The sequence below is a fragment of the Rhodococcus sp. no. 34 genome, assembly GCF_054589475.1.
This window is the reverse complement of the sequence record NZ_BAAILK010000035.1, coordinates 153,565-171,800: the sequence shown is the minus strand read 5'-3', so window position 1 is coordinate 171,800 and position 18,236 is coordinate 153,565. Positions and strand designations below refer to the sequence as shown.

Annotated in this window: 16 protein-coding genes; 10 read left to right on the top strand and 6 right to left on the bottom strand. The window is 61.6% G+C overall.

The genetic code is table 11. The features are described 5' to 3' along the window. The first annotated feature begins 310 nt into the window (after positions 1 to 310). Together ACYP01_RS13925 and ACYP01_RS13920 are read left to right on the top strand one after the other, a co-directional pair. Positions 311 to 1,156, top strand: a complete 846-nt coding sequence (locus ACYP01_RS13925) for an alpha/beta hydrolase (protein ID WP_003939910.1) — start codon at positions 311 to 313, stop codon at positions 1,154 to 1,156. 25 nt (positions 1,157 to 1,181) lie between these two features. Next, positions 1,182 to 2,255, top strand: coding sequence for a VIT1/CCC1 transporter family protein (locus ACYP01_RS13920; RefSeq protein ID WP_007729922.1), 1,074 nt, complete (start codon positions 1,182 to 1,184; stop codon positions 2,253 to 2,255). Between the two features lie 8 nt (positions 2,256 to 2,263). Here ACYP01_RS13920 and ACYP01_RS13915 read toward each other — a convergent pair whose 3' ends face one another. Both ACYP01_RS13915 and ACYP01_RS13910 read right to left on the bottom strand, forming a co-directional pair. Continuing rightward, positions 2,264 to 3,985 (bottom strand): APC family permease, encoded by a 1,722-nt coding sequence (locus tag ACYP01_RS13915; protein ID WP_251014894.1) that lies wholly within the window; start codon positions 3,983 to 3,985, stop codon positions 2,264 to 2,266. 205 nt (positions 3,986 to 4,190) lie between these two features. Further along, a complete protein-coding gene (locus ACYP01_RS13910; protein ID WP_065351480.1) occupies positions 4,191 to 5,402 on the bottom strand; it encodes a DUF2254 family protein in 1,212 nt (403 codons plus the stop codon). Between the two features lie 117 nt (positions 5,403 to 5,519). On the opposite strand from ACYP01_RS13910, the gene ACYP01_RS13905 reads away from it, so the two are divergent. Together ACYP01_RS13905 and ACYP01_RS13900 are read left to right on the top strand one after the other, a co-directional pair. Then, positions 5,520 to 7,886 (top strand): arylsulfatase, encoded by a 2,367-nt coding sequence (locus ACYP01_RS13905; RefSeq protein ID WP_459680604.1) that lies wholly within the window; start codon positions 5,520 to 5,522, stop codon positions 7,884 to 7,886. Positions 7,887 to 7,933: 47 nt separating this feature from the next. Next, a complete protein-coding gene (locus ACYP01_RS13900; RefSeq protein ID WP_153211511.1) occupies positions 7,934 to 8,071 on the top strand; it encodes a hypothetical protein in 138 nt (45 codons plus the stop codon). An 8-nt stretch (positions 8,072 to 8,079) separates the two neighbouring features. Here the strand turns inward: ACYP01_RS13900 and ACYP01_RS13895 are convergent, their stop codons facing one another. The 3 genes from ACYP01_RS13895 to ACYP01_RS13885 all read right to left on the bottom strand — a co-directional run bounded on the left by ACYP01_RS13895 (position 8,080) and on the right by ACYP01_RS13885 (position 11,870). Continuing rightward, positions 8,080 to 9,735, bottom strand: coding sequence for an FAD-binding dehydrogenase (locus tag ACYP01_RS13895; RefSeq protein ID WP_459680602.1), 1,656 nt, complete (start codon positions 9,733 to 9,735; stop codon positions 8,080 to 8,082). Next, positions 9,732 to 10,397, bottom strand: a complete 666-nt coding sequence (locus tag ACYP01_RS13890) for a TetR/AcrR family transcriptional regulator (protein WP_050654552.1) — start codon at positions 10,395 to 10,397, stop codon at positions 9,732 to 9,734. The genes ACYP01_RS13895 and ACYP01_RS13890 overlap by 4 nt, the downstream gene beginning before the upstream one ends. A 141-nt stretch (positions 10,398 to 10,538) precedes the next feature. After that, the gene (locus ACYP01_RS13885; protein WP_210377762.1) at positions 10,539 to 11,870 is read right to left on the bottom strand and encodes an MFS transporter; all 1,332 of its coding nucleotides are present in this window, start codon (positions 11,868 to 11,870) and stop codon (positions 10,539 to 10,541) included. 157 nt (positions 11,871 to 12,027) lie between these two features. Here ACYP01_RS13885 and ACYP01_RS13880 point away from each other — a divergent pair, with 157 nt between their 5' ends. The 3 genes from ACYP01_RS13880 (at position 12,028) to ACYP01_RS13870 (ending at position 14,598) form a co-directional block, all read left to right on the top strand. After that, entirely contained in the window at positions 12,028 to 13,191 is a 1,164-nt protein-coding gene (locus tag ACYP01_RS13880) for an LLM class flavin-dependent oxidoreductase (protein ID WP_042447073.1), read from the top strand. Between the two features lie 150 nt (positions 13,192 to 13,341). Then, positions 13,342 to 13,878 (top strand): hypothetical protein, encoded by a 537-nt coding sequence (locus ACYP01_RS13875; protein WP_459680599.1) that lies wholly within the window; start codon positions 13,342 to 13,344, stop codon positions 13,876 to 13,878. 87 nt (positions 13,879 to 13,965) lie between these two features. Further along, positions 13,966 to 14,598 (top strand): hypothetical protein, encoded by a 633-nt coding sequence (locus ACYP01_RS13870; RefSeq protein WP_209448004.1) that lies wholly within the window; start codon positions 13,966 to 13,968, stop codon positions 14,596 to 14,598. A 10-nt stretch (positions 14,599 to 14,608) separates the two neighbouring features. On the opposite strand, the gene ACYP01_RS13865 is transcribed toward ACYP01_RS13870, so the two are convergent. Then, positions 14,609 to 15,124, bottom strand: coding sequence for a CGNR zinc finger domain-containing protein (locus ACYP01_RS13865; protein WP_003940315.1), 516 nt, complete (start codon positions 15,122 to 15,124; stop codon positions 14,609 to 14,611). 320 nt (positions 15,125 to 15,444) lie between these two features. Here ACYP01_RS13865 and ACYP01_RS13860 point away from each other — a divergent pair, with 320 nt between their 5' ends. The 3 genes from ACYP01_RS13860 (at position 15,445) to ACYP01_RS13850 (ending at position 18,234) form a co-directional block, all read left to right on the top strand. Next, positions 15,445 to 17,052 (top strand): AMP-binding protein, encoded by a 1,608-nt coding sequence (locus tag ACYP01_RS13860; protein WP_459680596.1) that lies wholly within the window; start codon positions 15,445 to 15,447, stop codon positions 17,050 to 17,052. A gap of 127 nt (positions 17,053 to 17,179) precedes the next feature. Next, complete coding sequence (locus tag ACYP01_RS13855; RefSeq protein WP_003939785.1) at positions 17,180 to 17,464, top strand: hypothetical protein; 285 nt, start codon at positions 17,180 to 17,182, stop codon at positions 17,462 to 17,464. A 38-nt stretch (positions 17,465 to 17,502) separates the two neighbouring features. Next, on the top strand, positions 17,503 to 18,234 hold the full coding sequence (locus ACYP01_RS13850) for a hypothetical protein (RefSeq protein WP_042447058.1): 732 nt from the start codon (positions 17,503 to 17,505) through the stop codon (positions 18,232 to 18,234). Positions 18,235 to 18,236 lie beyond the last annotated feature (2 nt).

The following is an 18,236-nucleotide window of genomic DNA, read 5'->3' as shown; positions in this document are numbered from 1 at the left end:
GGCGGGTGCCGGTGAACTCTCGGCCGTTCCCGTTTCATCCGAGCCGCAACCGCTGAGAAGGGCGAGAGCAGCAAGTGGAGCCGCCAACAAGCCGACGTTGCGCATGCGGTTCGAATTCATCGCTCTGTACTCCTCAGGCTGGTCGACAACTGTTTCCGAACATCCGTGTCCGGTATATCCGAATCCGAGGCCGGATGTGCAGAAACGAATCAGGCTCGCCGGTGATCAGGACCTACTTCCCGGATGGATTGCCGCTGCGGATCTAGCATGAGAAATGACCTGTCCGGATCGCGACCACCGGGAGTAGCGCATGTTCACCTTCACCAGCGACGACGGAGTGGTCATTCATGTCCACGAATGGCCCACCGAGCAGGAACCTCGAGGGGTTGTTCAACTCGCGCACGGTATGGGTGAGCACGCAAAACGCTACGCACACGTTGCCGAAGCCCTGAATGCTCGCGGTTTCCACGTCTACGCGGCGGACCACCGCGGCCACGGTGAGAGCATGCACGCCGGCCCAGGCAACATCGGCGACGACGGCTGGAACCGCTTGGTTGCAGACATGGTGACCCTCACGGGCATCATCCGCGACAAACACCCCGGCCTGCCCGTCGTACTGCTCAGCCACAGCCTCGGTTCGTTCGCTTCGCAGCAGTACATCCTCGATCATTCGCACCTGATCGACGCCGTCGCACTGTCGGGGACCACCGCGGTCGATCAACTGATCGAGAGCCTCGTCAACGACGGCCCGGACGTCCTCGCCCAGTTCAATGCGGAATTCGAACCGGCCCGTACTCCGCACGACTGGCTCAGCCGTGACGAAGCGCAGGTGGATTTGTACATCAACGATCCGCTGTGCGGTTTCAGCCTGGACGACGCCGGCATGGGTGGACTTATCGCAGCGGGACCGAGGTTCGTCGACGTCGAGGGCGTGCGACAAGACCTTCCGATCCTGGTCTTCGTCGGCACCTCGGATCCTCTCAACGCCGCACTGAGCCGTACCGACGTCGCAGTCGAACGGTACAACTCGGCGGGGATCGAAGACGTCACCTACTACACCTATCCGGGTGCCAGACACGAGATCTTCAACGAGACCAACCGCGACGACGTCATCAACGATCTGACGACGTGGATGGACCGCGTACTCGAAGCGTGACCGCCTCACCGGAAAGGGGAACACGATGTCCACAGTTCCGGCCGCACGACCCGATCCAGACCCGCGAGATGTCAAGCGCTGGAGACGATACCTCGCCGACGAACAAGCCGAGGCCGCCGTCTACCGAGACCTCGCGAGTAGGCGCAGCGGCGAGGAGCGCGAAATCCTTCTCGCACTGGCCGACGCGGAGGGGCGACACGAGGCGCACTGGCGAGCGCTACTCGGCGATCACGTCGGCAAACCACTTCGCGGCGATATCCGCACTCGGATACTGGGCTTTCTGGCCAGGCGCTTCGGCTCCGTCTTCGTGCTCGCTCTTGCGCAGCGCGCGGAGACGCGATCCCCGTATCCCAACGACGCCGACGCGACTGCATCGATGGGCGCGGACGAGAAGATCCACGAAGAAGTGGTGCGGGCCTTGGCCACTCGGGGTCGGAACAGACTTTCGGGGACGTTTCGTGCCGCCGTCTTCGGAGCCAACGACGGCCTCGTCAGCAATCTCGCTCTCGTGCTCGGCATCAGCGGTAGCGGCGTCTCCAATCAGATCGTTCTGATCACCGGCATGGCCGGGCTTCTGGCCGGCGCCCTGTCGATGGGCGCCGGCGAGTACGTTTCAGTCCGCTCGCAGCGAGAGTTGTTGGAAGCGTCCAATCCTGGTCCGGCTGCCAGCGAAGCTGTCGGACTGCTCGACGTCGACGCGAACGAATTGGCCCTGGTCTACCGGGCCCGCGGCATGTCCGCCGAGGAAGCGGATCAGCGCGCCGCCGAGGTCCTCGCGAACAGCACCTTCGGCGCCGCCGACGTTGTCGACGACCATGAAGCTGTCGGAACCGGGTTGGGCGCAGCGGCGGCAAGTTTCTGCTTCTTCGCCTCGGGCGCAATCATTCCGGTGCTGCCGTATCTGTTCGGCCTAGAAGGCATGACGGCTCTGATCGTCGCATCTGTTCTCGTGGGGATCGCGTTGCTGACGACGGGCGTTGTGGTCGGGTTGCTCTCGGGCGGGCCGCCATTCAAGCGGGCGCTTCGCCAACTTGCGATCGGCTACGGCGCTGCCGGCGCGACGTATCTGCTCGGCATGTTGTTCGGGACTTCGCTCTGAGCGTCGGCTTACGCGCGTAGGGCGGGATCGCGGTGAGCCGGATCGATCCGAACCGGAATCTGGCACACCACGGCCTCGGTGTGTTTGCGCAGTGCATGAGCGATCTCATCGGTCCGTTGGCTCGGGAGGAACCGGTGCCATCTGGTCGCCGGGTCGATGGTGGCGACGACAACAAAGGTCTCTCGGTGGGGGAAGTGTGTGCGGATGTATCGGGCGAGGGTGTTCCCCACGGAATTCTCGGTGTCCTCGATGACGATCAAACGCGAATTCGGGTGTCGGGCTTGCCATCGGCGTGTGAAGTCCGTCGTCGATTCGTGGGCCAGGCAGACTCGAATTGCGATGGGCTGTGACGACATCGCCGTTGCCGCGGCCATCGCGCGGGTGGAGAGCGACGTAATTTCGGACACGGGTACTAGGACCGCTGGTTTGTATCCGATAGACAGAGAATCGTTCTCACCCTGAACGGTTAACCGCGTACCGATATGTGTGTACGCACCGCGGATGCGTTCCATGCCGAGGACGAGCGCAGGGAGCGCGAGAGCGATCAACCAAGCGCCCTCGGTGAACTTCATGGCGGTGGTCACCACTGCTGCGATCGAAGTCAACGCAGCCCCGAAACCGTTGAGCGCCAATCGCCACTTCCAGCCCGGCGTCTGTTCGGCGAGCCAGTGGCGCACCATGCCGAACTGCGCGAGCGTGAATCCGATGAACACACCGATGGCGAACAGCGGCACCAAGGTGTTCATGTTTCCGCCGGATCCGATGAGCAGGAGAGCACCGACGCCACCGAGCGACAAGACGCCGTACGTGAAGACGTCGCGCGTCGACTTCCGGCTGAAGCGGTGCGGGAGCACGTTGTCGTCGGCGAGGATTCGCATCAGGTTCGGAAGTCCGCCGTACGAGGTATTCGCGGCCAACGCCAACAGAATCACGGTGGAGAATTGGACGACGTAGTAGCCCACACCATTTCCGAGGGCAGCGGAAGTGAGTTGCGACAGGACCGTTGTTCCGGGGACCGGGGCCAGTGAGAACTTCTCGATCAACACGGCAAGGCCGATCAGCATGGTGCCCAAAAGGATTCCCAGAGCTACTTCGGCACGCTGAGCGCTACGCACGCGAGGCTTCTTGAAACTGGGTACCGCATTGGCGATGGCTTCGACTCCGGTCAATGCGGCGCAACCACTCGAAAAGGCTTTGAGCAGAAGGAGAATGCCGATCGTGTGTGCGTTGTCGACGACAAAGGGAGCCGTGGCGGCGGCAGGGTTTTCCCGAAGCAGTCCGGCACCGATCACCGTGAAGATGCTGACGACAAAAACCACGGTGGGCAACATGAATACCCGCGCGGAATCTGCGATGCCCCGCAGATTCAGTGCCGTGATGCCGCCGAGTATGGCCAGTGCGATCCAGACCGTGTAGGGAAGAAGTGCGGGGAAGGCGGAGGTCAGAGCCGCGACACCGGCTGCGATCGATACCGCGACGTTGAGGGTGTAGTCGACGATCAACGACGCGGCGGCGGTCAAACTTGCCCGCGGGCTCAGATGCTTCTTTGCGACGGCGTAGGCGCCACCGCCTTCGGGAAATGCGGCGATCACTTGGCGGTACGACGCCACCAGGACCACAAGCAGCACTGCGATGGCGATTGTCACCGGCACGGTGAACCCGATCCCTGCGCCGCCGGCGAGGGCCAACACCAACACGATGGCTTCTGGCCCGTACGACACCGAGGCCATCGCGTCGAGCGAAAGCCCTGCCAGTCCGGTTGCGACGGAGAGCTTCGGATTCTCTGGCCCACGGGCCGGGCGGGTCGTCGACGATATGACTCCACGGTGTCCGAGTATCACTGCATGTCTCACCGAGTCAGTATCGTCATTTCCCGTAGCTCTGAGACTGATCTTGACGATGCTTTGACGCGATGGCCCGCAAATCTGTACGGGTTCACAACGGGGGTTCGAGTCGCGGGAAGCCTTGTGACAGCTGATCAATCCAGCGAGCGCGCTTGGCGAGAATATCGCGGTTCCGAGACTCCGATTGGGCGGCGACGTGCGAAAGTAGGTCGCGAAGTCGGCCCAGAACGAGTGGCGAGTTCGATGCCGAGGCTATGACGTCGTCCAGTCCGGTTCTGACGAAGCTCGTGAAGTCGGGCAGTGGAATCACCACACGCAGATCACCACGCTCGTCGACGGCCCGGATCGAATCTGCGCGTACGGAGGCCACCAGAGAGAGGAGGTCCTCGATCTCGTCCAGAGCCTGCACGGCCGTCGCAGGATCGTTGATAGCGGGTGAGAGCGCTCTGAGCGCGATGTCAGCCAACAACCGAATCGCGAGTAGGGGGTCCTGGGTGAAGGTCCGCTCACTCCCACTGACCAAGGCGTCAAGGATCGTGTTGGCGGGCATGGGTCCGCCGTAGACGTCGGCGAGCGGCAATCCGTCTCGCAGCGTGCTACCCGGCGACACTCGGAGGACCACCATGGATCGGCAGTTCCGAGCGTTCTGCAGCAGATCTTCGACGAGGATCTGCTGCAGAACGGCCGGCGGTCGATGCCACTCGATTGTCGTGATCACCGGAAGTGTTGGTAGAGGAGGCAACTCCAGATCGGTGGTGGGGTACACGGCGGCGAAGACTGCTCGGCCACGACTCGAGATCGTGGTCAGTACAGGAGCCAACTGGATGGCCGAGAATGCGCGCAGCTGGAGCAGTCTGATCAGCGTCAGCGTGGCCAAGAGTGCCAGCACTGCGAGGCTGGGCACAACCACGGACACATCCGTTTCGTTGCTGATGGCGAGCGCCGCCGTGATGTCGAAAACCGACTGGCCTATCGCGAAGGCAAACGTCCGCCACACGATGGGGTCGTCGCGGAACAACAACAAGCGAGGAGTGAAGGTGGTCGCGGCCCACTGGACGACGAGGAACAGCAGCGAGAAGATCACTGCCACTACACCCAATAACCCCAGTCCGAGGGCAACGAGCATCTCGCTGACCTGACGGGCGGGAATCATCGGGCCGCTCCGGACATACGGCATCCCCAGTCCGGCAGCCAGTCCCACGACGACGCACAGGATCTGGGTCAGGCCGGCACGTACACGGCGCCGGGGGACGAGGAAGGCATGCCCGATCGGGGTGGGAGCGAAACGTCCGGGCTGATCCACACTTCAAGCCTCCACGCTGCGGCAATGGTGCGCCTTCACCCGAAACGGATGATGTCGACGTCGTCGTGATCCTGAAACGCTTGAAAGAGCCATGTGAGAGACAGAAGGCGAGACGTCATGACGGATCCGACAGACCAGAGCCGCGCCGTACTACCGATTCCGGATCGACAACATCTTGGTCTGGTGACGTACGACGCGAAGGATCCGGACACCGAGTTTCCGCCGATCACTCCGCTACTACCGCCGGCCGGCGCACCCAATGTTCTGGTGGTCCTGTTGGACGACGTGGGATATGGCGCGAGCAGTGCCTTCGGAGGACCAGCGGACACACCGACTGCTGAGCGATTGCAAAGTAATGGGCTCACGTACACGCGGTTTCACACGACGGCACTGTGTGCTCCGACCCGCGCCGCTCTTCTGAGCGGGCGCAACCATCATTCGGTCGGCATGGGATCGATCACCGAAACCGCTACCTCGGCTCCTGGTCTTTCCGGGCTGCGGCCGAATACCAAAGCCGCACTGCCGATGACGTTGAAACTCAACGGATACTCGACGGCGCAGTTCGGCAAGTGTCACGAGGTTCCGCCGTGGCAAACATCCCCGGTGGGACCGTTCACGTCGTGGCCGACGGGAGAAGGCGGATTCGAGCATTTCTACGGATTCATCGGCGGGGAGAACAACCAGTATTACCCGGCGCTGTACGAGGGCGTCGCGCCTGTCGAGCCGGACAAGACACCGGAGGAGGGTTACCACCTCACCGAAGACCTTGCCGATCACGCGATCGACTGGGTTCGGATGCAGAAGTCATTGGCTCCGGACAAGCCGTTCTTCGTCTACTTTGCACCCGGCGCTACCCATGCGCCGCACCATGTTCCGATGGAGTGGGCCGACAAGTACGAGGGCCGGTTCGCAGGAGGTTGGGACGCTCAACGCGAATCAATTCTCGAGCAGCAGAAACAGCGGGGGGTCGTTCCCGCGGATGCGGTCCTCACCCCGCGTCCCGAGGCCATCCCGGCGTGGGAGGACATGAGTGAGGAGATGAAGCCCGTCCTCGAACGCCAAATGGAAGTCTATGCAGGATTTCTCGAACACACCGATTTCCATGTCGGCCGGCTTGTCGATGCGATCGAAGAACTCGGAGCTCTCGACAACACCCTCGTGTACTACATCATCGGAGACAACGGAGCGTCCGCAGAGGGGACGATCAACGGCGCTTTCAACGAGATGGCCAACTTCAACGGACTCGCCGCCATCGAGACGCCCGAGTTCATGGCGGAAGTGAAAGACAAATTCGGTACCAAGGACGCATACAACCACTATTCCGTGGGGTGGGCGTGGGCAATGTGTACGCCGTATCAGTGGACGAAACAGGTTGCGTCACACTGGGGTGGCACCCGTAACGGGACGATCGTGCACTGGCCTGCAGGGATTCGGACCAAGGGGGAGACGCGGTCGCAGTTCACCCACGTCATCGACGTTGCACCGACGATCCTCGAAGTCGCGAAACTACCGGAACCGACCTTTGTCAACGGCGTCCAGCAATCACCCATCGAGGGGACCAGCATGGTCTACACCTTCGACGACGCCGAAGTCGCCGAACGTCACGATCTGCAGTACTTCGAGATGGCCGGCAACCGTGGAATCTATTACAAGGGTTGGAGTGCGGTCACCAGGCACAGCACTCCGTGGCTTTTCGCGGAGGCACTCCCCGCTCTCGACGACGACGTGTGGGAGCTCTACGACGGGTCTCAGGATTGGACGCAGTCCAAAGACTTGGCGGCCGAGTTGCCGGAGAAACTCGCTGCACTGCAACGCTTGTGGTTGATCGAAGCAGTCAAGTACAACGTGCTTCCGATCGACGACCGAAGATTCGAGAGGTTCAACCCTCACATCGCGGGGCGTCCGCAGTTGGTGTCCGGGAATCGACAGGTTCTGTTTCCCGGAATGAAACGGCTGAGCGAGCACAGCGTGCTGAGTATCAAGAACCGATCATTCAGTGTCACAGCAGCAGTCGACGTCGCGGATGGCATTACTGCCAACGGTGTGATGATCGCGCAGGGAGGCAGATTTGGTGGCTGGGCACTTTACGCGCGGGAAGGCCGCGCCAAATTCGTCTACAACCTATTGGGCATGACCGAGTTCGTCATCGGTTCCGACGTTGACATTCCGGCAGGATCACACCAGATCAGAGCTGAGTTCACCTACGACGGAGGTGGTCTCGCCAGAGGCGGTGGGGTCACGATCTATCACGACGGTCGCGAAGTGGGCTCAGGGCGCGTCGAGCAGACGCAACCGATGGTCTTCTCCGCGGACGAGACCACCGACATCGGGGATGACTACGGCATGCCTGTCAGTGTCGATTACAGTGGCGCAACCACATTCAACGCACGTATCGACATCGTGCAGATCGATGTCGGTGACGACGACCATACACACCTCATCGATCCGGAGGAGGTGGCGCGAGTGGCGGTGTCCAGACAGTGATTCCACAGGCAAGAGCAGCAGTCACAATCTCCTGAGGGAGGGTCGCGATGCCGACCGTCATCCGAACTGTTCACGATCTGGTCCGCCACGCGCGCGGGCCGACGCACCATCACCACCATCAATCCGTGCACGAGGCGCGGCGAATGCGTGCCCACCACATTCTGGTCACGCATTCGCTCGCCTGATTTCGGGGCTACAGGTCGCGCGCCAATGCTCGTCCGGCTGCGCGGCCCGAGAAGATGCAGCCGCCGAGGAAGGTCCCCTCGAGTGCGCTGTAACCGTGGACTCCGCCGCCGCCGAAGCCCGCGACTTCACCGGCTGCGTACAGGCCGTCGAAGACACTGCCGTCGGCCTTGATGACCTGCGAATCCAGGTTGGTTTCCAAGCCTCCGAGGGTCTTGCGTGTGAGTAGGTGTAACCGGACCGCGATCAGTGGGCCGTTCTTGGGGTCCAGGATCTTGTGCGGTGCAACGACGCGGACGATCTTGTCTGCCAACAGATTACGGGCACCGTGGATGGCGGTGACCTGGAAATCCTTGCTGTACTTGTTGTCGACTTCGCGGTCGCGGGCGATCATCTCGCGTTCGATGTCCTCGTAGTCGAGGAGCGGTTCGTCGGTGAGGGCGTTCATGCCGTCGACCAGATCACGAAGGTTGTTGCGCACAACGAAGTCGGCGCCCTTCTGCTTGAACGCTTCGACCGGTCCCGGCGCGCCCTTCTTGATTCGTTCGAGGAGGAGCTTGAAGTCGCGGTTGGTGAAGTCCGGGTTCTGTTCCGATCCCGAGAGTGCGAACTCCTTCTCGATGATCTTCTGATCGAGAAGGAACCATGTGTACTCGTGGCCGCTGTCCAGGATGTACTTGAAGGTCCCCATTGTGTCGAAGCCCGGGAAGTTGGGGGCCGGCAGACGCTTGCCGGTGGCGTCGAACCACATCGAGGACGGTCCGGGGATGATTCGGATTCCGTGGTTGGGCCAGATCGGATTCCAGTTCTGGATGCCTTCGGTGTAGTGCCACATGCGGTCGCGGTTGACGATGTTTCCGCCCGCGGATTCGGTGATTTCGAGCATGCGCCCGTCGACGTGCGCCGGTACTCCCGTCAGCATGTGCTTCGGAGCCGTGCCGAGTCGCTCCGGCCAATTCTTCTTCACCAGTTCGTAGTTGCCGCCGATTCCACCGGATGTCACTACGACGGCCTGTGCGGCGAACTCGAACTCGCCGACGGGGGTGCGTGAGCTCTTCACACCGCGCAGATCACTGGAAGGTTCGAGGACGGTTCCTCGTACACCGCTGACCGCACCGTCGGTCACCACCAACTGATCCACCTGGTGGCGGTGCTTGAACGTGACCAGTCCACGTTTCTGGGCAGCAATCACCTTGGTCAGAAAGACATCGACCACACCGGGGCCGGTTCCCCAGGTGAGGTGGAAGCGCGGCACCGAATTGCCGTGTCCGAGAGCCATTCCGCGGCCGCGTTCGGCCCAGCCGACATTGGGCATCAGGCGAAGCCCCAGGTCGTGCAGGTACTGACGCTTGTCGCCGGCCGCGAACTCGACGTACGCCTTGGCCCACTGGCGAGGCCAGTGATCTTCGCGCTCACGGTCGAATCCCGCTGTGCCCATCCAGTCCTGCATCGCCAACTCGAGGGAGTCCTTGATGCCGAGTCGGCGTTGTTCGGGGCTGTTCACGAGGAAGAGTCCGCCGAGAGACCAAAATGCCTGCGCGCCGAGGTTGGCAGCGTTCTCCTGTTCCACGACAAGGACTTTGCGGCCCGCGCGCGTCAGTTCGTAGGTGGCGACCAGTCCCGCCAGCCCTGTCCCGACAACGATGACGTCAGCTTGTTCGCTCACGACAACTCCTCTTCCGATTGGTTGTTCTGGATTATTTCGCTGTAGGACAGCAGAATTCGAGTGAAGATATCGCGGCGCAGTGCAAAGGCGGCGTTGGTGTCGGTATCGACGAGGCACTGCACGCTGGTGCCGTCGTGCACTGCAACCAATGCCCGTCCCAACGCCGTCGGGTCGCCGACGATTGTTCGCCCGACGTCGCTGAGTGCGGACTCCACAATGGGCAACAGGGTGCGAAGGATCGCGTCTTCACGGTCGGCAAGGGCTTTGCGAAGTGCCGGGTTACGGAGCGCGTGGGCTGTGAATTCCGCGTTGATCCGGTACCACTGGGGGTCGACCGGAACCACCGCCACGATCCGGGCGACAGCGGCATGGATGTCGACGGTGTTGCCGGCGGTGATCGACTCCGTCGCCAACCTCAGGTCTGCGAGCATTGATGCAGATCGCTGCTCCCACATCGCGAAGAACAATTCGTCGAGTGAATCGAAGTTGGAGTAGAACGCGCCTCGGGAGTATCCGGCGCGTTCGCAGATCTGCTCGACCGTGGCGTGCCCGAACCCGGCTTCGGAGAAGACATCTGCAGCCGCGTCGAGCAGGCGCTGCCGGGTCTGACCACGGCGTTTGGTGACACGCTTGGCCGGCGAGTTGTCCGTTCCAGTCGTCATCGGCGCCTCCGTCAGGGTGGGACCCCAAACGATACACGGATGTATCCGATGCGTAGGCGTATCTCGATCTGTTCTTCTTCGCAGGTATTTCTATGCGTATCTAGTAAATGTTCAAGAGAAGTGAATATTCAGGTGTGATCGCTACAGATGCAGATCACGCTTCCTGATCGCCGCAGTGGCGACGACGCTGATCGCCGAGGTGGCCACCAGATATCCACATGCCAGCCAGGGCGAACCGCCACTGGCGCCGATCAGTGCTGTCAGAATCAGAGGTGTGACGCCGGAGGCGTAGATACCCGAGAACTGGTAAACGACCGACAACCCGGTGTACCGGATTTCTGTGGGGTAGAGGCTCGCATACAGCGTTCCCTGGGCGCCGTAGAACAAGGCGTGAATCGCTCCGAAGACCACGACCATCGCGACTCCGAAGAGCAGGAGATTCTCGGTGCCGAACAGTGCGAAGGCGGGGAAGATCGCGAGGCCGTACGCGGCGATGCCCACGATGTAGACCCGTTGCGGGCCGAACCGATCAGTGAGTGAACCGGAAAACGGCAGCAAGATCGCCATCACTACTGCGGCCACGGTGACCACAAGAAGTACCGGAACCTTTTCGAAATGCAGAGTCTTGGTTGCATACGTGATTGCAAAGACGCCCCAGGTGTTGAACGCGGCGCCCTCGCCCCAGCGAGACAGCATGCCCAGTACGGTGTTTCGCGCGACTCTTCCTTGAAAGACTTCCCTGAGCGGGGCGGACGAGCGTCGTTCGAGGTCGCGAACGGCCTGAAATGCCGGCGTCTCGTCGACCTTCAAACGGACCACCAACCCCACGATCACGAGCACCAAGCTGAGAACAAAGGCTATGCGCCAGCCGAAACGGAGAAACTGTTCGTCGTCGAAGACCGTTTGAAGTAGTGCGAACATTCCTGTGCCCAAAGCCAAGCCGAGAGCCAGTCCGATCTGCGGGATGCTGCCGAACAGCCCGCGCTTCTTCTCCGGACTGTGTTCGACCGCCAGAAGAACGGCTCCGGCCCACTCACCACCGAGAGCAAATCCCTGCAGGATACGAAGCAGCAGAAGCAGAATCGGTGCAACGACCCCGATTTGAGCTGCGGTCGGAAGGACACCCATGAGCGCCGTCGCGATACCCATGATGAACATCGTGAGGGCAAGCGTTTTCTTGCGCCCGATGCGATCGCCGATGTGACCGAACACCACTCCGCCGATGGGGCGAACGAGAAAGCCGACCGCGAAGGTCGCAAAAGAAAGCATGGTCCCGACAAAGGAACTCTGGTTGGGGAAGAACAGTTGGTTGAAGACGAGGCTCGCGGCCGTCGCATAGAGGAAGAAGTCGTACCACTCGACCGTCGTGCCGAGCAGGCTCGCGGCGACGACGGTTCTCAGTCTGGATCGCCGCTCGTCGTCGGTCTCGTTCGAGAACGGTGAATTGTGCTCGACTTCGGCAAACGTGGTCATCGGAGCCCCCGGGTCGCGGTGCAAATTCACGAAGGTATCGCCGGAGCCGAAAGTGGGCACCCCTAGCGATCAGGGTGATTTCAACCCTGTTCTTCGAGGTGGACTGTGGTTGTAATGACAGAAGAGTTCTGCCTGTTCGTCGACGAAAGGAATCACCGTGTCACTGCGCTTCCACTGGTTCTTGCCTACTTACGGTGATTCCCGGAATCTGATGGCGGGTGGGCACGGCAGCTCGATGTCCGGTGATCGTCCGGCGACGCTGAAATACCTCAATCAGATCGGCGCGGCCGCCGAGACGAACGGCTTCGAGGCCGTTCTCACACCCACCGGCGCGTGGTGCGAAGACGCATGGCTGACGACAGCGATGATGGTCGAGACCACCGAGACGCTCAAGTTTCTGGTTGCTCTGCGACCGGGATTGCTCAGCCCGACGCTGGCCGCTCAGATGGCCGCTACCTTCCAATGGCAGTCGGGTGGTCGTCTGCTGCTCAACGTCGTGACCGGCGGGGAGGACCACGAGCAGCGCACGTTCGGTGACTTCCTCGACAAGAACCAACGGTACGCACGATGCGGCGAGTTCCTCGACGTGATCCGCCAGTTGTGGTCCGGTAACGGTCCGGTTGATTTCTCCGGCGAGTACGTCAACGTGGAAAAGGCTACGCTGCAGCGCATTCCGGATCCGGTACCGCCCATCTTCTTCGGTGGATCGTCGCCGGCGGCCGGAACCGTCGCATCGCGTTACGCGGATACGTATCTCACCTGGGGTGAGACGCCGTCCGCTGTTGCCGCCAAGATCGCCTGGATTCGCGACCTCGCGGAAGTTCAAGGTCGTCACCTCGACTACGGAATCCGTCTGCATGTCATCAGCCGGGACACCTCGGAACAGGCATGGGCAGAAGCGGATCGGCTGCTCAGTGCGCTCGATCCGGCGACCGTCGAGCAGGCTCAGGCGAGTCTTGCGCGATCCGGCTCCGAAGGTCAGCGTCGGATGCTCGAATTGCACGGCGGCGGTTCGGCTTACAAGGAGGGCGTCGGAGCGAGGTCGCTGGAGATTGCGCCGAACCTGTGGACCGGCGTCGGATTGGTGCGAGGGGGTGCAGGCACCGCATTGGTCGGTTCGCACCAAGAAGTGGCTGATCGGATTGCCGAGTACGCGGCGATCGGCCTGGATCACTTCGTATTGTCGGGCTATCCCCATCTCGAAGAGGCGTATCAGTTCGGTGAGGGTGTGCGTCCGATCCTCGAAAAGCGTGGATTGGTAGCACCGCACGGTTCGGTCGGCGGACCGGTGCGAACGCCCTTCGTCTCCAGTGGGAACTGAGTCGAACAGCGAGCTCTTCGAGAAGGGGACGTTTGTCCCGATCTTTCGGGCACGGCCTCCCTCCGGGACTATTCACGCAATTCGGTCAGTAGATCCGTTCTAGGCTGCGCACTGTTGCCGAACTCAAGGCGCAGTACGAAAGGATCCTCGATGAAGCTGGGCACGAGTGGAGTACGTCGCGTCGTGGGAACCGTGGCAGTCGCCGCTGCAACCGCGGCAGGCGTCGCGATGGTCAATCCTGCAACTGCGTCGGCCGAGGTGGTCCCGCCGGTCGTCTCGTACAAGGTGACCGGAAACGATCTGGCACTGACGATCACGAACAACAACACGGGCATTGCCCCGTTGTGCCAGGCGTTTGTCGTCAACGCCGCGGATTCTGCTGCTGTGCTTGATGATCCGCTCAAGCTGCTCGATCCGAACCTTGTGGTGTACCCCAAGATCACCGACCCGTCCTCACTGTTCGCCGTCGGTAAGGGGCAGACGGTCACCAGCACCGTGACCGATGTTCCGGACGGAACCTACGCCGTGCTCGGTGCCTGCTCCGATCTTCTCGATCTGGAGACGTTGGGTAAGCCTGTTCCTGGCGTGCCGAGCCTCGTTGTCATCGGTGGACCGTTCAGCGGCATCAATACCGGAAGCCTGAGCGACCTGTTCGGCAGCGGCAGCCTCGAAGGACTTTTCGGGTAGCTCACCGTCTGTCTCCCCAATTTTCCGACTGAGCGGTCTATTCTTCAGGCATCTGGTGATCTGACCGACTTGCCTGGAGGTTCGGAAATGCGAAGTCGTGGATTCAAACGCGCTCTCGGAAGCATTGTCGCGGCGTCGGCCGCCGTCGTGGGACTTGTTGTCATGACTCCGGCGACGGCGTCGGCAGCACCGGCGATTCTCCCGCCTCCGGTGTCGGTGAGCGCAGCGGACAATGCGATCACCTTCACCATCACCAATCCGAACCCGCGGTTCAGCTTCATCAACTGCACGGTGGCGATCCTCAACGCCAGGGATGTCCCCGACGTGATCCGCGATCCGGCAAAGCTGCTCCAGCCCGGCGTGTTGGTGTACCCGACCGTCAGTAACATCCTCGATCTGTTTGCCGTTTCGCCTGGTCAGACGATTACGCGAACCGTCGGCAATCTGCCGGCCGGGGTGTACGCCGTTGCGGGAGCGTGCGTTCGACTGCTCGATCCGACCAACCCCACTATCGCGATTCCGCAGGCCGTTGTGGTCGGCGGCTGGTTCGAGGGCGCCGGAACCGGAAGTCTCTCAGGTTCTTTGGAGGACCTGGGATACAACACGGTCCAGGACTTGATCGACGCGTGGAATCGAATCAGCTCGGGAAGCAGCGGCGGCAGCTTCCAGTTCGACTACCAAGGTGGCTCGGACTTCGAGGTAGTGGGTCCCACGTCGTAGTCGGTCCGGCTCACTTGCGCGCGCGGTGGCGTCGCACCGCGTCGCGATTCGCACACGTGGGGGAGCAGTACCGCTGATTGCCGTTGCGTGAGGTGTCCGCGTAGATGTTGGTGCACTCGTCCAGGGTGCACCGACCTAATCTGTGCATTCCGCGGCCGACGAGGTGCAGCGCCGTGCCTACCGAGAAGAGGGCCTTGAGGACCTCGGCGAGCGACTGTTGCGGATCGCGGTAGTGCAGATGCCACCCGTCGTTTGCGTGGTTGGTCATGCGCGGATACGCCGACGCTTGCTCGAGCATGACGTTCACCAACTCGGCGCGGGCCGCCTCCTCCGTGACGTCGACGATTTTCGACCACTCGATCAGAAGGTCGAGGGTCTCGTCGAGGTCCTTCTCGGCGATGGGGAAATCGAGAATGATGCCTGCATCGACGCAGCGTTCGACGAGTTCGGCCAAGGTCTCGGGATTTCGATTGGCCAGGTCGGCGGCCAGCGTCACCGCATATTCGCCGTAAGGGTTGAGATGCACAATGCCATTACATCATGCTCGTCGTATGAAGAAAACAGATTTCGCGCCGATAAGTTGCATCCACCGCTGGGAGATCGAATCTCGGCATCGGACCAGCGAGGGGACGGTCACCTACCTGCGCTGCCATTGCGGGTCATGGCAGACCTTGCTCGCCGAATGGGTGTCGGGCGGTGCGGGCTCGGCCGTCGCTGCGCCGATCAAGGTCAGGTCCAGGTAATGGTCAGCTAATCGCTCCGTTTTGCCTCGGGTGACATGGAACGTGTTCTAGATTCAGGGTTGTATGCCTCGGTATCGCGGCGCAGACTCTGAAAGGGAAGACGATGCAGTTCAACCTCGCTGATGTATTCGAAACCGTCGCCAGCTCGGTGCCTGATCGCGTCGCCTTGACTTACGAGGGAGAGAACTTCTCCTACGCTGAGCTGGACGCCGAAGCCAACCGAACGGCTAACCTGCTCGCGCAAGCCGGCATCTCGCGCGGCGATCATGTAGCCCTGTTCCTGAAGAACAGCGTCGAACATGTCACGTCGATCCTCGGGTTGATCAAGATCCGTGCGGTCCCGATCAACGTGAACTACCGGTACACGCCCGCCGAGCTCGAGTACATCTTCACCAACTCCGACTCGGTCGCAGTGGTCGTGGAACTCCCCGAGCATCAGCGTGTCCTTGCTTCCCTTTTCGGTGCATGCCCGAAGGTGAAGACGGTGATCGTGATCGGCGAGGTCGAGGCCGAACTGGTCGCTGCCGCGAAAACGCATGAAGTGTCGGTGGTTTCCTTCGACGACGCTCGCGAGATGTCACCGGTAGGGGAGTTCGATTCTCGTTCGGGCGACGACGTGTACCTGCTCTACACCGGCGGGACGACCGGATACCCGAAGGGTGTCATGTGGCGTCACGACGACTTCTTCCGTAAGCCGCTCTCCGGCGGAAATCCGTACGGCGAGGAAGCTCGACAGGACCTCGCCGAGATAGCCAGCGCTGCAAAGGAATTTCCGGAACTCTCGTTCCTCATTGCCGCCCCCCTCATGCACGGCGCAGCGTTGTATTCGCTGTTCACCTTCCTCACCCTCGGTGCCCGCGTGGTTCTACGACGAGAATTCGTTGCGGAGAAGGTCGTCGAAGCGATCGAGAAGGATTCGGTACAGGTGATCCTGATCGTCGGTGACGGCATGGGACTGCCGTTGGTCGACGAGATGGAACGACGCAAAGACGAGGTCGATTTCAGCAGTCTCTTCTCGATCACGTCGGGTGGTGCGATCTGGTCCACCAGCGTTCGGGATCGCATGCTGGCGGTGAAGCCGGACCTGCTGTTGCGCGACAACTTCGGAGCCTCGGAGTCCGGTAACGACGGCGCCTTCTCCATCGACGAGGCGGGGAATCTGCGAATGCCGCCCTCGCCGAACATGATCCTGGTCGACGAGCGGCTCGAAGAGATCCCCGCCGGCTCCGACGACGTGGGCTACATCGCGCGAATCGGAAACGTCCCGCTCGGTTACTACAAGGACGAAGAGAAGACCGCCCGCACGTTCCCGACCCGCGCTGACGGCACCCGTCTTTCGGTGCTCGGCGACATGGGCAAGGTCGAAGCGGACGGCACGATTGTCTTCCTGGGTCGTGGCTCGCAGTGCATCAACACCGGTGGCGAGAAGGTCTTCGCCGAAGAGGTCGAGGCCGCCCTTCACGCGCATCCGGCAATATCGGACGCACTCGTTGTCCCCGCGCCCGACCCGCGCATGGGGCAGCAGGTCGCAGCGGTGATCGCGACCTACCCCGGATCCGACGAGTTGACTCTCGAAGCGGTACAGGAACATTGCCGCAAGACGTTGGCCGGCTACAAGGTGCCGCGCACGATCGTGCTGGTCGATGAAGTCAAGCGAACCCCGGCTGGTAAGGCGGACTACCGCTGGGCGACGACACTGGCCTCGTCCTAGCAGTGTGGAGTGGGTGGCGACAACCTTTCACACGGATTTCACCACGACATAAGAGACATACCGGAAAGATGGCGCAGAGTAAGTCGTTCGCGCCTTGCGTCGTCACTCCACGAAAGGGTCTCAGCTCATGCTCATCATCGGAATACTCCTGTTCGGGATCGTCATCGGAGCGGGAGCCCAGCTGATTCTGGGGAAAACGACCGCACGAGTGGACTGGACCTTCGCGTTCATCGCGGGAATCGGTGGTTCGCTGGTCGGCGGATTGCTCGTGAGTTTGATTGCAGGCGACGGATTATCATTGCGCCCGAGCGGCATCCTCGGGTCCCTTGCCGGCGCTGTCATCATCACCGCGGGGTGGCAGTGGTACCGCGGGAGGAACGCAACTACAACTACGCGTCCGTCTGATCGCTGATTTCCACAGTTCCGTCAGGGGACGGAGAGCGTCGACATATGACCGAACTACTCGATGAAGTCCTCACCGCACATGGCGGAGTCGAACGTTGGCAGTCTGTTTCAGCGATCACGGCACGGGGACGTTTGGGCGGTCTGCTGCCTCAGCGCTTCCCCGGCAACAAGCTGGCGAAGTTCACGGTCGAGGTTGAAGTCGCCGAGCAACGCACTGTCCTCCAAGACTTTCCGCGTGTCGGCGAGTGCGCTGTGTTCGACAAGGGCGTCGTGCGGATCGAAACTCGTGACGGCGAAGAACTCGGGAGGCGAACCGACCCACGTCCAGAGTTTTTCGGGTTGAGTGGAGTCCGGCGCAACCTCCACTGGGACGCGCTCGACACCGCTTACTTTGCCGGCTACGCCTTTTGGAACTATCTGAACGCACCGCTGCTGCTCGCCCGCGACGACATCACTGTCACCGAAGCCGAACCTTGGCAGGAATCCGGGCAGCAATGGCGACGACTACAAGCAACATTTGCGCCAGAAATCGACACCCATTGCCGGCAGCAGACCTTCTATGTCGACAACGGTGGCCTCATCCGCCGTCACGACTTCGTCGCCGAACCGGTAGGCAGCTGGGCGAAAGCTGCTCTCTACTGTGACCATCACCGTCAGTTCGACGGTCTCACCTTTCCCACTCGACGGCGCGTTCTCCCGCGGGGCCCAGGCAGTCGCGTTCTCTCGCGGCCGACCCTCCTGGCGCTCGACTTCGACGACATCGAGATCAAGCGATGAAA